This window comes from Streptomyces malaysiense (genome assembly GCF_000980885.2).
GTDB lineage: Bacteria > Actinomycetota > Actinomycetes > Streptomycetales > Streptomycetaceae > Streptomyces > Streptomyces malaysiense.
Window position 1 is genome coordinate 13,248 of record NZ_LBDA02000012.1, and the last position, 13,294, is coordinate 26,541.

Sequence of the window (13,294 nt, forward strand, 5' to 3'; positions counted from 1 at the left end):
AAAAGTGAGACTGATGGAACCAGCGCGCAAGAGCGGCACCGCAGCCACGTCCATGGGGTCGGCGGACCTCTTCGACGCGTCCACGGACGCGGTCGCGGTGATCGCGCGGGACGGCGCGGTGGTGGGCTGGACCCGCGGTGCCGAGGCGCTGCTCGGCTACTCCGCGGCGGAGATGGCCGGCGTCATGGCCGGACGCCTGCTCGCCGAGCCCGAGGACCCCGCCCGGATCGCCGGCGTCGCGGAACGCTGCGGCGCCGGAAACGGCTGGAGCGGCACGATCCGGGTGCGGCACCGCGACGGCCGTCCGCTGGAGGTCCTGCTGCGGGTCTCGGCCGCCTTCCGCATGGCCGGGCGGGACTGCTTCCTGCTGTCGGCGCGCGAGGAGCGCGGGCGGTGGACGGTGGCCCAGTCCGTCCTCGACGGATTCCTCGCCCGCTCACCGGTCGGCATGGCCGTACTGGACCGCGACCTGCGCTACGTGTGGCTGAACGGCAGCCTGGAACAGCTCGGCGGGGTGCCCCAGGAGGAGCGGCTCGGCCGGCGGCTGAGCGAACTGCTGCCGGGCCTGCAGGGCGAGGCACTGGAAAAGCTGATGCGCAAGGTGCTGGCCAGCGGCGTGCCCGTCACCGACTACGAGTACGACGGCTGGAGCTGGGCCGACCCGCACCGCAGGCACGCCTACTCGGCGTCGTTCTTCCCCCTGGCGGACGCCGACGACACCGTCACCGGCATCTGCTACATGGTCCTGGACGTGACCGAACGCTGGGTCGCACGCCGGATCCTGTCGATGGTCAACGAGGCCGGCACCAGCATCGGCACCACCCTCGACGTGCTGCGCACGGCCGAGGAACTGGCCGACTTCGTCGTCCCGCGCTTCGCCGACTTCGTGGCCGTGGACCTGCTCGAACCCGTGCTCGGCGACGAGACGCAGGAGGCGCTGCTCGACGACGCCGGGTCCGCGCCGGCCAGGCCCGCACTGCGCCGCGCCGCCCTGCGCTCGGTGCGCGAGGGCTGCCCCGAGGCCGTCTTCCGGGTCGGCGACCGGGTCGGGTTCCTCGGCCCGCCCTACGACGCCAAGACCCTCATCAAGGGCGACCCGCTGTTCGTCCCGGTCCTGGACGCGGACCAGGGCCCCTGGGTCGCCGCCGAGCCGCTGCGCGCCGACCGCATCCGCGAGTTCGGCATGCACTCGCTGATCTCCGTCCCCGTACGGGCCCGCAACGCCGCGCTCGGCCTCGCCACCTTCGCCCGCACGACCGAGCCGGCGCCCTTCGGCTCCGACGACGTACTGCTGGCCCGGGAACTCGTGGCGCGGGCGGCGGTCTGCCTGGACAACGCCCGCCGCTACACCAGGGAGCACACGGCCGCCCTCACTCTCCAGCGCAGCCTGCTGCCCCCGGCACTGACCGGCGGCAGCGCGCTGGACGTGGCCTCCTCCTACCTCCCGGCCGACTCGGCCGGCGGGGTCGGCGGCGACTGGTTCGACGTGATCCCGCTGTCCGGGGCGCGGGTCGGGCTCGTCGTCGGCGACGTGGTGGGCCACGGCATCAGCGCCGCCGCGAGCATGGGGCGGCTGCGCACCGCCGTACAGACGCTCGCCGACATGGAACTGCCCCCGGACGAGCTCCTCGCCCACCTGGACGACCTCGTCCTGCGGCTGGGCGGCGAGGAGTCCGTCTCCGGAGCCGACGTGCGGGGCGCGGCCGCCCTCACCGGCGCGACCTGCCTCTACGCGGTGTACGACCCCGTCACCCGGCGGTGCGCCATGGCGCGCGCCGGACACCCGCCGCCCGTGATCGTCCCCCCGGACGGGCCCGCCTACTTCCCGGAGATCCCCGTCGGCCCCCCGCTGGGCCTTGGCGGCATGGCCTTCGAGGCCACCGAGGTCGAGCTGGCCGAGCACAGCCTGTTCGGCCTGTTCACCAACGGTCTCATCCAGGCCCGCGACGACGTGGAGCGCGGTATGACCCGGCTCGCCGAGGTCCTCGCCCGCCCCGAGCCGGATCTGGAGAGACTCTGCGCCGCCGCCGTGCGCGACCTGGTCCCCGGGCCGCAGCCCGACGACATCGCGCTCCTGCTGACCCGCACCCGCACCCTCGGCGCCGGCCACGCGGTCTCCTGGGACGTCCCCGACGACCCGGCCGCCGTCGGCGAGATCCGCGCGCTGGCCGCCCGCCAGGTCACGGAGTGGGGCCTCGGGGAGCTGGCCATGACGACGGAACTCCTGGTGAGCGAGCTGGTCACCAACGCGATCCGCTACGCCGCCCCGCCCATCCGGGTACGGCTCCTCCGCGATGCCCGGCTGACCTGCGAGGTCGCCGACGCCAGCAGCACCGCGCCCCGCCTCAGGCACGCCCGCAGCACCGACGAGGGCGGTCGCGGACTGTTCCTCGTCGCCCAGATGTCGCTGCGCTGGGGCGTCCGCTACACCGGCGAGGGAAAGATCATCTGGGCCGAGCAGAAGATTCCCGCCGTCCACCCGGCCCCCCCGGTCCCCGGTGAGGGGGAGAGCGCCTAGCCAGGGGACGGATGGCCCGGCTGGGACAGGTGCGGCTCGTCCGCGGCGCGGATCCCGTCGTCCGCGAGCAGGCACGCCGCGAGCGCCGCGGTGTCGTCCTGGAGGTTGTCGCCGCTGTAGTCCAGCAGATCGTGGTGCAGCCGTTCCAGCAGTTCGTGCGGGGGCAGCGGGCCGAAGGAGCGCAGGCGCCGCATCAGGGGGTAGAAGGTGCCGGACGCGTCCCTGGTCTCGGTCACGCCGTCCGTGTACAGCAGCAACTGCTCGCCGGGCGCGAAGGGGTAGCTGTCGACGTGGTGCGGATCCGGGAGCAGCACGCCGAGGTTGAGCGGGGGGCCCGAACACCCGTTGTCCAGCTCCCGCACCTCGTCGGCGCGGATCAGCAGCGGCGGCGGATGACCGCAGTTGACGACCCGGACGACCCGCCCGTCGGCCGGGATCTCGGCGAAGACCGCGGTCACGAACCGCTCGCCGATCTCGCTGCCGCCGAGGTGCTCGGCCCGGCGCGTCATGCTGCGCTCCATGCGCAGGGCCAGGGCGGCGAGGTCGGGCTCGTCGTGCGCGGCCTCACGGAAGGCGCCGAGCAGCGCCGCGGCCGTCTCCACCGCGAGCAGTCCCTTGCCGCGTACGTCGCCGATGAGCAGCCGTACCCCGAACGCGGTGGGGACGGCCTCGTAGAGGTCGCCGCCGATGCGCGCCTCCGCGGCGGCGGACAGGTAGAGGCTCTCCAGGAGGAGATTGCCGATCCGCTGCGGAAGCGGCCGCAGCAGCACCCGCTGCGCGATGTCGGCGACGAACCGTACGTCGGCCAGGGTGCGTTCACGGTGGATGCGGTGCGCGGAGAGGATCGTGCCGAGCGCGCCCACCAGGGCCGTGCAGACGTAGTCGGCGACGTAGTGGCGGTCCCACAGGTAGCCGACCGGACGGCCCGCGCAGCACGGCGTGCCGGCCAGGATCCCCTCCATGAAGACGGCGAACACCGTGGCGCCCGCGACGGTGCGGGGCCCGTGCGCGAACGCGGTCACCAACGGCAGGGCGACCAGCAGGAAGCTCACGGGCCAGTCGACGGGCGTGATCGGTTCGAGGACCAGCACGGCCGCGACGTAGAACACCGGGAGCCAGCGCATCCAGCCCGGAGGCGCCGGCGCTCCGGTCCGCGTGGCGGCACCGACCTCCGGCTGGCGACGTGGACTTCGCACACAGGACTCCTGTCACACGGGCTCGACAAGTGTCCAGCCTGGTGCGCGGGTCCACGCCGCACCGGTCATTGCTCCACTCAGCGGCATGTTCCGGTCCCAGGGGGCCAACGGGCCCCGGTGGGGAACCGGGGCGCCCGGCCGGGGGAACGGTTCACCAGTAGTGCCGGCGGCCGGCGACCGCGTGTCCCATCGAGCCGAGGATCCACAGCACCGCGCCGACCACCAGGAGGATGATCCCGATGGTCCACAGAATGGATATCCCGGTGAGGAATCCGACGATGAGCAAGATGATGCCGAGGGCGATCATGACCCGCCTCCTGTCGACGAATGTTCCTGGCAAGCGGGTGCCCCGAAGTGCGCCGAGTCATCATCCGGGATGCGAAATTCTGTCCGGATGTCTTCCGGGAAGCTGTCCTCGCGGGACCCGCCGCCGTTCAGCCCCCGGGCGCACCCCGGCGCAGGCCGTCCATCACCAGGTCCAGGAGCCGGGTGGCGCGCGGCCGCCAGTCCTCGCGGGGGTCGAGCTGCCAGAGGCCCGCGATGGCGAGCAGGAAGTCGTCCGCGGTGATCCCGGGCCGGATGGTGCCGGCCTCCTCGTTGGCCCGCAGCAGCAGCGCGGCCGCGTCGGTCACCGGGGTGTGCGCGGGCTTGGCCGGCCCGCCCGGTGCGCCGGTGACCTGCCGGATCGCGTCGGCCAGACCGGCCTTGGCCATGGCGAACTCGGAGAGCCGGTCCATCCAGGCGCGCAGGGCCTGCTCGGGCGGCCGGGTGTCCAGCAACCGCGCCGCGCTGTCCGCGACCTGTCCCATCTCGTGGCGGTAGACCTCCAGGACCAGCGCCTCGCGGTTGGGGAAGTTGCGGTAGAAGGTCCCCTGGCCGACGCAGGCCTCGCGGGCGATGGCGCTCAGCGGGACGTCCGGGCAGCGCGACAGCTCGGCGAGGGCCACCTCCAGGATGCGCTCCCGGTTGCGCTGGGCGTCCGAGCGCCGTGATGAGTCCTTCATGTGCGGTACTCGTCCTCCCCGAGGGTCGTGGCCGAACCTCGCCCTTGCTAAGCGGACAGTTGTCCGTTACGTTTCCGAAGTAACGGACAGTTGTCCGGTTGACTCCACGATAGCCGCGGAACCGTCACCGCGGCAGCCCTCGGGCCGTCGCCCCGCCGCGGGCGGGCCGCATCGGCCCGCCCGCGGCGATCCGCACCGGCTCCGCGTGTCGCCGCACCGCATGCCGAAGCTCCGCTGCATCGGCTCCGCACACCCCGTGTTCCTGGAAATGCGAAAGAAGCTGCCATGGCCTCCTCGACGTCCAGTGTCATCACCCTGCACATCAACGGCGAGAAGTTCACACTGCCCGTCGACCACCGCACCACTTTGCTCGACGCACTGCGTGAACGCCTCACCCTGACCGGCACCAAGAAAGGCTGTGATCAAGGGCAGTGCGGGGCCTGCACCGTCCTGCTGGACGGGCGCAGGACGGTCTCCTGCCTGCAACTGGCCGTGGCGGCCGAGGGGCGGGAGATCACCACGATCGAAGGCGTCGCCGAGGGGGACCGGCTGCACCCCGTGCAGCGGGCGTTCCTCGAACTCGACGGCTACCAGTGCGGTTACTGCACCCCGGGGCAGATCTGCTCCGCGATCGGGGCGCTGCGGGAGCACGCCGAGGGCCTGCCGAGCGCCGTCACCGACGACATCCGGCCGGAGGCGGGACCGCCTCCGCTGACCGAGGAGGAGATCCGGGAGCGCATGAGCGGGAACCTGTGCCGGTGCGGCGCCTACGTCGCCATCGTCGAGGCCGTGGCCAGGGCGGCCGCGGACGGCGGGCGCACGGGTGCCGCGACCGGGTCCGAGGAGGTCGTGGCATGAGGGAGTTCGACTACCGGCGGGCCACCGACGTCGCGGGCGCGGTCGCGCTGCTCGGCGCCGACCCGGACACCCGCTACCTCGGCGGCGGCACCAACCTCGTGGACCTGATGAAGACCGGCGTCGAACGCCCGGCCCGGCTGGTCGACATCCGCGAACTCCCGCTCGACCGGATCGAGCCGGCGCCGGACGGCGGCCTGCGCATCGGCGCCACCGTCACCAACGCCGACCTCGCCGCCCATCCCGAGGTGCGCCGGCGCTACCCGGCGCTGGCCCAGGCCGTGCTGGCCGGTGCCTCCGGGCAGCTGCGCAACATGGCCACGGTCGGCGGGAACCTGCTCCAGCGCACCCGCTGCGGCTACTTCGCCGATGTCACCCGGCCCTGCAACAAGCGGATCCCGGGCAGCGGCTGCCCGGCCGTCGAGGGCGAGCACCACAACCACGCGATCCTCGGTGCCTCCGAGCACTGCGTGGCCGTACACCCCTCGGACATGGCCGTCCCGCTCGCCGCCTTCGACGCGGTCGTCCACTACGAGACCGCCGACGGGCCGGGGGAGCTGCCGCTCGCGGACTTCTACCCGCCGGTCGGCGAGACCCCGCACCTGGAGACCTCCCTGCCGGCCGGTGCGCTGATCACCGGCGTCGTCCTGCCGCCCGCGCCGGTCGCCGCCCGCTCCCGCTACCGCAAGGTGCGCGAGCGCGCCTCGTACGCGTTCGCCATCGGCTCCCTCGCGGCCGCGCTCGACATCAGGGACGGTGCCGTGCACGAGGCGCGGCTGGCCCTCGGCGCGGTCGCCTCCCGGCCCTGGCGGGCCCGGACCGCCGAAGAGGTGCTGACCGGGGCGCCGGCCGCACCCGAGACCTACGCCGCCGCCGCCGAGGCCGAACTGGCCGCCGCCCGGCCGCTGCCGCACAACGGATACAAGGTGACCCTGATGCGCAACCTCGTCGTGGCCGTGCTCACCGAACTCGCCGAGGAGGCCGCCCGATGACCACCGTCACCGCCACCGGCACGAGCACCCGCACGCCGTCCGTCGGCACCGCCCGCACCCGCGTGGAGGGCGTGGAGAAGGTCACGGGCGCCGCCCGCTACGCGGGCGAGATCCCCTTCGCCGGCCTCGCCCACGGCTGGCTGACCCTCTCCACGGTCGCCCGCGGCCGTATCAGCGCCCTCGACACCGACGCGGTGCTCGCCATGCCCGGCGTCCTCGCCGTGCTCGACCACCGCAACGCGCCGCGCCTGAACACCGACTTCGTCAGCCTGCTCGGTCAGCGGCCCGACCCGACCTGCGCCGTCTTCCAGCACGACCGGGTGCCGCACCTGGGCTGGCCGGTGGCGCTCGTCGTGGCCGAGACCTCCGAACAGGCCCGGGAGGCGGCCGAGTCGCTCGTGGTGCACTACGAACCGGAGCCGCACGCGACCGACTTCGGCGCGGACACCCCCGACAGCTATCCGCTGGACGGCTTCATGCCGGCGCTGACGGAGAAGGGCGACATCGAGGACGAACTCGCCGCCTCCGCCGTGGTGCTGGACGCCACTTACACCACCCCCGAAGAGCACCACAACCCGATGGAGCCGCACGCGGCCGCCGCCCTGTGGGACGACGGCCGCCTGGAGGTGGTCGACTCCAACCAGGGCGCCACCTGGGTCGGGGGCGACCTCGCCAACCTCTTCTCGCTCGATCCGGCCGCCGTACGCGTGCGCTCCGAACACGTCGGCGGCGGCTTCGGCAGCAAGGGCGTGCGGGCTCATCAGGTGGCCGCCGCGATGGCCGCGAGCGTACTGGGGCGCCCGGTGCGCGTGGTCATGACCCGCCGTCAGATGTTCACGCTGGCCGGCCACCGCAGCCCCACGGTCCAGCGGATCAGGCTCGGCGCCGACGCCGGGGGACGGCTGCGCGCCCTGGAACACCGCTCCCTCAGCCACACCTCCACCGTCTACGAGTTCGTGGAGCCGAGTGCCGGGGTGGCACGGGTGATGTACGACGCCGACGCCCACCGCACCGAGAACCGCGTGGTGCGGCTCGACGTGCCGAGCCCGACCTTCATGCGCGCCCCGGGCGAGGCGCCGGGCTCGTTCGCGCTGGAGTCCGCGCTGGACGAGCTCGCCGCGGCCTGCGGACTGGACCCGATCGAACTGCGGCTGCGCAACGACGCCGAACGGGGGCCGGTCTCGGGGCTGCCGTTCGCGGGCCGGCGGCTGGCCGACTGTTTCCGGGAGGGCGCCCGCAGGTTCGGCTGGGCCGGCCGCGATCCGCGCCCGGCGGTCCGCCGCGACGGCCGCTGGCTGCTGGGCACCGGCACCGCCGCGGCCTCCTTCCAGGCGGGCGCGGCCCCCTCCACGGCGACCGCGACCGCCCACCCGGACGGCGGCTTCACCGTCCGGATCGCCGCCGCCGACATCGGCACCGGGGCCCGTACGGCCCTCACCCTGGTCGCCGCGGACGCGCTGGGCGTGGCGCCCGAGCGGGTCCGGGTCCGCATCGGCGACAGCGCCTTCGGACCGGCGATGATCGCCGGCGGCTCCATGGGTACCCGCTCCTGGTCCTGGGCGGTCAAGGCCGCGGCCGAGGAACTGCGCGAGCGGCTCGCCCTCGGCACCGGCATCCCGGCCGAGGGCATCACCGTCCGCTCGGACACCACCGCGGCCATCGGCGCGCTCGCCGCCGCCGAACGGCACTCCTTCGGCGCCCAGTTCGCCGAGGTGGCCGTGGACGTCACCACCGGCGAGGTGCGGGTGCGCAGGATGCTCGGGATCTTCGCGGCGGGCCGGATCATCAACCCGCTCACCGCGCGCAACCAGTTCCTCGGCGGCATGACCTGGGGCATCTCCATGGCCCTGCACGAGGAGGCGCTGCGTGACCGCGCCTCGGGCGGCCTGGTCGGCGCGGATCTGGCCGGGTACCACGTCGCGACCCACGCGGACGTCCCGCGGATCGAGGCCGACTGGATCGACGACCCGGACCCGGACGACCCGGTCGGCATCAAGGGCATCGGCGAGATCGGCATCGTGGGCGCGGCGGCCGCCGTCGCCAACGCCGTCTGGCACGCGACCGGCGCCCGCCACCGCGATCTGCCGATCAGCCCGGACCGCGTCCTGACCGCGGGGGCGCCGGATGCTTGACCTGGCCGCGGAGCTGACCCGATGGCTGGCCGAGGGGCGGGAGTTCGCCGTCGCCACCGTGGTGTCCGTCGGCGGCAGCGCCCCGCGCGATCCCGGTGCCGCCCTCGCGGTCGACCGTGCGGGCACCGTCATCGGCTCGGTCTCCGGCGGCTGCGTGGAGGGCGCGGTCTACGACCTGTGCCAGGAGGCACTGGAGAGCGGCCGGAGCGTCGTCGAGCGGTTCGGGTACAGCGACGAGGACGCCTTCGCCGTGGGGCTGACCTGCGGCGGGGTGATCGACGTCCTGGTCACCGCGGTGGGCGCCCGGGCGCCCGCCCGGCCGGTCCTCGCCGCGGCCCTCGCGCTCGCCGCCGAGGGCGGTCCGACGGCCCTCGTCCGGGTCGCCCGCGGTCCGGAAGACCTGCTGGGCCGGGCCCTGCTGGTGCGGCCGGACGGCGCCCACGAGGGAACGCTCGGCGGCCCCGCGGACCTCGACCGCACGGCGGCGGCCGAGGCGAGCGCGCTGCTGGAGGCGGGCCGCACCGGCACGGTGGAGATCTCCGCGGACGGCTCCCGCTGTCCCGGCGGGCTCACCCTGCTGGTCGAGTCCGACGTGCCGCCCCCGCGCATGATCATCTTCGGTGCGGTGGACTTCGCCGCGGCGCTGGCGCGGGCCGGCAAGTTCCTCGGCCACCATGTGACCGTCTGCGACGCCCGCCCCGTCTTCGCCACTTCGGCCCGCTTCCCCGACGCCGACGAGGTGGTGGTCGACTGGCCGCACCGCTATCTGCGGCGCACCGCGACCGACGCGCGGACCGTGCTCTGCGTGCTCACCCACGACGCGAAGTTCGACGTACCGCTGCTCAAGGTGGCCCTCGGCATGCCGCTGGCGTTCGTCGGGGCGATGGGTTCCCGGCGCACGCACGCGGACCGGACGCGACGGCTGCGCGCGGAGGGCGTGAGCGAAAGCCGGCTGGCCCGGCTGCGCTCGCCGATCGGCCTCGACCTGGGCGCCCGCACACCCGAGGAGACCGCCCTGTCCATCGCGGCGGAGATCGTCGCCGCCCGGCGGGGCGGCACCGGCGCGCCCCTGACCGGCGGCCGGGCACCGATCCACCGGGACCGGCCGCCCGCCGTGGCGGCCGGCGTGTGAGAAGGGAGGCGGCGGGTACAGTGGAGCAGAGATATTCACTGTCCGATGAATTGCTGCTCCGGCGAAGGGCAGGGCCGTGATGGACACGGTGGACACGGTGGGCGCGGGAAACACGGGCGACGCCGTCGAGCGGACCACGTGCTGCGTGGTGGGCGGCGGCCCCGCGGGCATGGTGCTCGCCCTGCTGCTGGCCCGGTCCGGCGTCGAGGTGACGGTGCTGGAGAAACACGCCGACTTCTTGCGCGACTTCCGCGGCGACACCGTCCACCCCTCCACCCTGGCACTGCTGGACGAACTGGGTCTGGCCGAGCGGTTCGCCCGGCTGCCGCAGCGCCGGGTGCGCACCGTGCGGCTGCCCGTCGACCCCGGCCGCCCCGAGGTCACCGTCGCGGACCTGTCGGTGCTGCGTGGCCCCTACGACTACGTGGCCATGGTGCCCCAGTGGGACCTCCTGGACCTGCTCGCCGACGAGGCCCGCCGTGAGCCCTCCTTCCGGCTGCGGATGAACACGGAGGCCACCGGCTTCCTGACCGAGGAGGGGCGGGTGACCGGGGTTCGCTACCGCACCGCCGACGGCCGCACCGGCGAACTGCGCGCCGGGCTCACCGTCGCCTGCGACGGCCGCGGCTCCCTCGCCCGCGCCCGCCGGGAACTGGGACCGCGCTCCTTCGGCTGCCCGATGGACGCCTGGTGGTTCCGGCTGCCGCGCCGCGCGGACGACCCGAGCGGGCTGGTCGGCCGCGCGGGCGACCGCTTCCTCACCGCACTGATCGACCGCGGCGAGTACTGGCAGTGCGCCGTGCTCATCCCCAAGGGCACCGACGGCAGCCGCCGCGCCGCCGGACTCGCCCGGTTCCGGGCCCAGTTCGCCGCCGCCGTGCCCTGGCTCGGGGACCGCACCGCCGCCCTGCGCTCCTGGGACGAGGTCAAGCTCCTGGACGTGCGCATGGACCGGCTGCGCCGCTGGCACCGCCCCGGACTGCTGTGCATCGGCGACGCGGCCCACGCCATGTCCCCGGTCTTCGGCATCGGCATCAACCTCGCGGTGCAGGACGCCGTGGCCGCCGCCCGCCATCTCGCCGGACCACTGCGCCGGGGCGCCGTGAGCGAGCGCGACCTGCGCGCGGTGCAGCGCCGCCGCCGGCCCACCACGGTCGCCACCCAGGCTCTCCAGCGGCTGGCCCACGCCCGCCTCGTCCGGCCCGTGCTGGAGGGCCGGCCGCCACTGGGCGACGCGGACCGGGCCCGGCGCGTCGCCCATCTGCTCGCCGGATCGCGGTGGTTGCGCAGGCTGCCCGCCTCCTTCATCGCGTACGGCGCCCTGCGCGAGCGGCCACCCGCGGCGGCGGTCCGCGGCGCCGCCCGAGGGCCGGCGGAGGGCGGCCGGACGAGGCGTCCTGGCGGCGGCGAACCCTACTGACGAGGTGTCGTGCGGACAGGAAATTCCCAGCAGACGGACAGGTAACCGCGGGTAAGCGGGGTAATCCATAACGATCTTGGCGCAGACCTTGCGCAAGGGACGAACACCCCTAGCCTCCCCCCATGGCTTTTCTTTCAAGTCGCCGCAGGAGAACGCGTCTGGCCCCGGAGCTGGACGACCAGGAGCTGGGCAGACTTCTCAAATCCCTGCGGGCGACGACCCGGACGGGGACGATCGCGACGACGGACCTGTGCGCGGCGCAGATCACCCGCCTGCTCGACCAGGACCCGGGCGACTGGGACCGGCGCACCCACCGCGTCGACGTCCTGGCGGACTTCCTGACGGCGTCCCACCTGCCGCGCTCCTGGGCCGCGCGCGAGCCGCGCAACGCCGACGCGCTGGTGCTGTACGCGTGGACCCTGGTCGGCGACGCCCGTGCCCGGGACCGCCCGGAGGACGCCTCCGAGGCCACCGACATCTGTCTGCGGGCCGCCGAGATCGCCCCCGACGACCCCACCCCCTGGGTCGCCCTGCTGGCGGTGGCCCGCCTCCAACGCTGGGCGCAGCCACAGGCGTTCGGCGTGTGGAACGAGGTGCTCGCCCGCGACCGCTGGAACCGCGAGGCCTACCTCGGCATGCTCGGCTACCTCAGCCCCGAGGAGGGCGGCTCGCGCATCCAGGTCCTGGAGTTCGTGGACACCCTGTGCGCCCGCATGCCGGCGAACGCCCCCTGCGCGGGCATCGAGCTCACCGCCCAGGTCCTCCAGTACCACTCCGTCCTCGGCCGCGGCGGATTCGAGGCCCTGGTGGCCCGCAACCACTGGTCCCACGCCATGGCCGCGCAGGCCCTCGACCGCGTCGCCCACACCTGGCCCCAGCCGGGTTTCCTGCGCCACGCCAGGGCGCTCGCCGACCTCAACCTGCTCGCCTACGCGCTGATGGCCGCCGACCGCCGCCGCGACGCCGCGCCCGTGTTCGAGGCCCTGGGCGGCATCGTCACCTCCTGGCCCTGGAACCTCGGCGGCGAGGCCCTCGACGAGTACGACCAGGCGCAGCGCAGGGCCACCGTCGGCCTGTGACGGCGCGGCGCCCGGGGCCCGCCGGCGCGGGCTCCCCGGTGCCGGAATATCCGGGGCGGGCCCCCTGTTGCCACGCGGTGATCGGCATGCCCGGAACAGAGCCCGCCAAGGGCGGGAGCGACGGCCGGGCGGAAAGGCATCCCATGGCACGCAGCACCGCGCGTCCCGTCGTCAGGCTGAAGTCGACGGCCGGGACCGGCGTCACCTACGTGACGCGAAAGAACCGTCTCAACGACCCCGAGCGACTCGTACTGCGCAAGTACGACCCGGTCGCCGGGGGGCATGTCGCGTTCCGCGAGGAGCGCTGAGCCCCAGGGGGCGCCTCGGGCGCCTCCGGTGATCGACCGGCCCGGTTCCGCCACTGGCGGGACCGGGCCGGTCTCCGTCCGGGCCGAGACCGGCCCGGTTGTGATGTCCCCCACCCACCCTTGTGATAGCGGAGAAGGGCTACCTAAGTTCGTATGTATGTCCGCTTATGACCCCACCCCGCCCGTCCAGCCGGTCGAGTTCTCCGTCGACCTCACCGCCCACGAGATGCTCCGGCGCGCCCATGTCATGGACGCCGTCGGCCCCACGTGGGACCCCGTCAAGGCGCTGCGGGACGAGGACGCGGCCCGGGACCTGCTCTACTCCGACCTCGACGAGGAGCAGCAGCGCGTCTACGACGAGCTGGTCGCCGCCGGTGTCCTGCCCCAGCGCGGAGACGGCCGTGCTACCGCTTGATCCGCAGGCGGACATCGGCCGCCGTGCCTGGGTGACCTGCCCGAACTGCTCGGACCACCAGGACTGCGCCACCTGCCGGGAACGCCGCCGGTGCGCCCGGCACTGGCGGTATCTGCTCTCGAACACCGGCAGCGTGCTCCACCTCCAGTGTCCGACCTGCACCCACGTCTGGGACCACGAGACGGGCTTCGGCGCGAGCCGGGGACGCCCGAACCGGGCGCCGGACGACCGCTGACGCTCGTG

13 protein-coding genes are annotated in these 13,294 nt (G+C 74.2%); 10 read left to right on the top strand and 3 right to left on the bottom strand.

What is annotated here, in order from left to right:
• Positions 1 to 13 precede the first annotated feature (13 nt).
• Complete coding sequence (locus tag VT52_RS05945) at positions 14 to 2,518, top strand: SpoIIE family protein phosphatase (protein ID WP_046420023.1); 2,505 nt, start codon at positions 14 to 16, stop codon at positions 2,516 to 2,518.
• On the opposite strand, the gene VT52_RS05950 is transcribed toward VT52_RS05945, so the two are convergent.
• From VT52_RS05950 to VT52_RS05955, 3 genes are all read right to left on the bottom strand, one after another.
• A complete protein-coding gene (locus VT52_RS05950) occupies positions 2,515 to 3,714 on the bottom strand; it encodes a PP2C family protein-serine/threonine phosphatase (protein WP_053055476.1) in 1,200 nt (399 codons plus the stop codon). The genes VT52_RS05945 and VT52_RS05950 overlap by 4 nt on opposite strands.
• A 151-nt stretch (positions 3,715 to 3,865) precedes the next feature.
• The gene (locus VT52_RS37470; RefSeq protein WP_086807291.1) at positions 3,866 to 4,021 is read right to left on the bottom strand and encodes a DUF6131 family protein; all 156 of its coding nucleotides are present in this window, start codon (positions 4,019 to 4,021) and stop codon (positions 3,866 to 3,868) included.
• A 127-nt stretch (positions 4,022 to 4,148) separates the two neighbouring features.
• Positions 4,149 to 4,718 carry a TetR/AcrR family transcriptional regulator gene (locus tag VT52_RS05955; RefSeq protein ID WP_046420026.1) on the bottom strand — a complete coding sequence of 190 codons (570 nt, stop codon included), beginning with the start codon at positions 4,716 to 4,718 and terminating at the stop codon, positions 4,149 to 4,151.
• 285 nt (positions 4,719 to 5,003) lie between these two features.
• Here VT52_RS05955 and VT52_RS05960 point away from each other — a divergent pair, with 285 nt between their 5' ends.
• The 9 genes from VT52_RS05960 to VT52_RS06000 all read left to right on the top strand — a co-directional run bounded on the left by VT52_RS05960 (position 5,004) and on the right by VT52_RS06000 (position 13,286).
• A complete protein-coding gene (locus tag VT52_RS05960) occupies positions 5,004 to 5,576 on the top strand; it encodes a (2Fe-2S)-binding protein (RefSeq protein WP_046420028.1) in 573 nt (190 codons plus the stop codon).
• The gene (locus VT52_RS05965; protein ID WP_046420030.1) at positions 5,573 to 6,565 is read left to right on the top strand and encodes an FAD binding domain-containing protein; all 993 of its coding nucleotides are present in this window, start codon (positions 5,573 to 5,575) and stop codon (positions 6,563 to 6,565) included. Before VT52_RS05960 ends, VT52_RS05965 begins: the two co-directional genes overlap by 4 nt.
• Complete coding sequence (locus VT52_RS05970) at positions 6,562 to 8,697, top strand: xanthine dehydrogenase family protein molybdopterin-binding subunit (RefSeq protein WP_046420032.1); 2,136 nt, start codon at positions 6,562 to 6,564, stop codon at positions 8,695 to 8,697. Before VT52_RS05965 ends, VT52_RS05970 begins: the two co-directional genes overlap by 4 nt.
• The gene (locus VT52_RS05975) at positions 8,690 to 9,829 is read left to right on the top strand and encodes an XdhC family protein (RefSeq protein WP_046420034.1); all 1,140 of its coding nucleotides are present in this window, start codon (positions 8,690 to 8,692) and stop codon (positions 9,827 to 9,829) included. The genes VT52_RS05970 and VT52_RS05975 overlap by 8 nt, the downstream gene beginning before the upstream one ends.
• Positions 9,830 to 9,908: 79 nt before the next feature.
• Positions 9,909 to 11,249 carry an FAD-dependent oxidoreductase gene (locus VT52_RS05980; protein ID WP_063888344.1) on the top strand — a complete coding sequence of 447 codons (1,341 nt, stop codon included), beginning with the start codon at positions 9,909 to 9,911 and terminating at the stop codon, positions 11,247 to 11,249.
• A gap of 122 nt (positions 11,250 to 11,371) precedes the next feature.
• Complete coding sequence (locus VT52_RS05985) at positions 11,372 to 12,328, top strand: hypothetical protein (RefSeq protein WP_046420037.1); 957 nt, start codon at positions 11,372 to 11,374, stop codon at positions 12,326 to 12,328.
• 143 nt (positions 12,329 to 12,471) lie between these two features.
• A complete protein-coding gene (gene rpmG, locus VT52_RS05990; RefSeq protein ID WP_046420039.1) occupies positions 12,472 to 12,636 on the top strand; it encodes a 50S ribosomal protein L33 in 165 nt (54 codons plus the stop codon).
• Between the two features lie 157 nt (positions 12,637 to 12,793).
• Positions 12,794 to 13,051, top strand: coding sequence for a DUF6400 family protein (locus VT52_RS05995; protein WP_046420041.1), 258 nt, complete (start codon positions 12,794 to 12,796; stop codon positions 13,049 to 13,051).
• The gene (locus VT52_RS06000) at positions 13,038 to 13,286 is read left to right on the top strand and encodes a hypothetical protein (RefSeq protein WP_046420044.1); all 249 of its coding nucleotides are present in this window, start codon (positions 13,038 to 13,040) and stop codon (positions 13,284 to 13,286) included. Before VT52_RS05995 ends, VT52_RS06000 begins: the two co-directional genes overlap by 14 nt.
• Positions 13,287 to 13,294 lie beyond the last annotated feature (8 nt).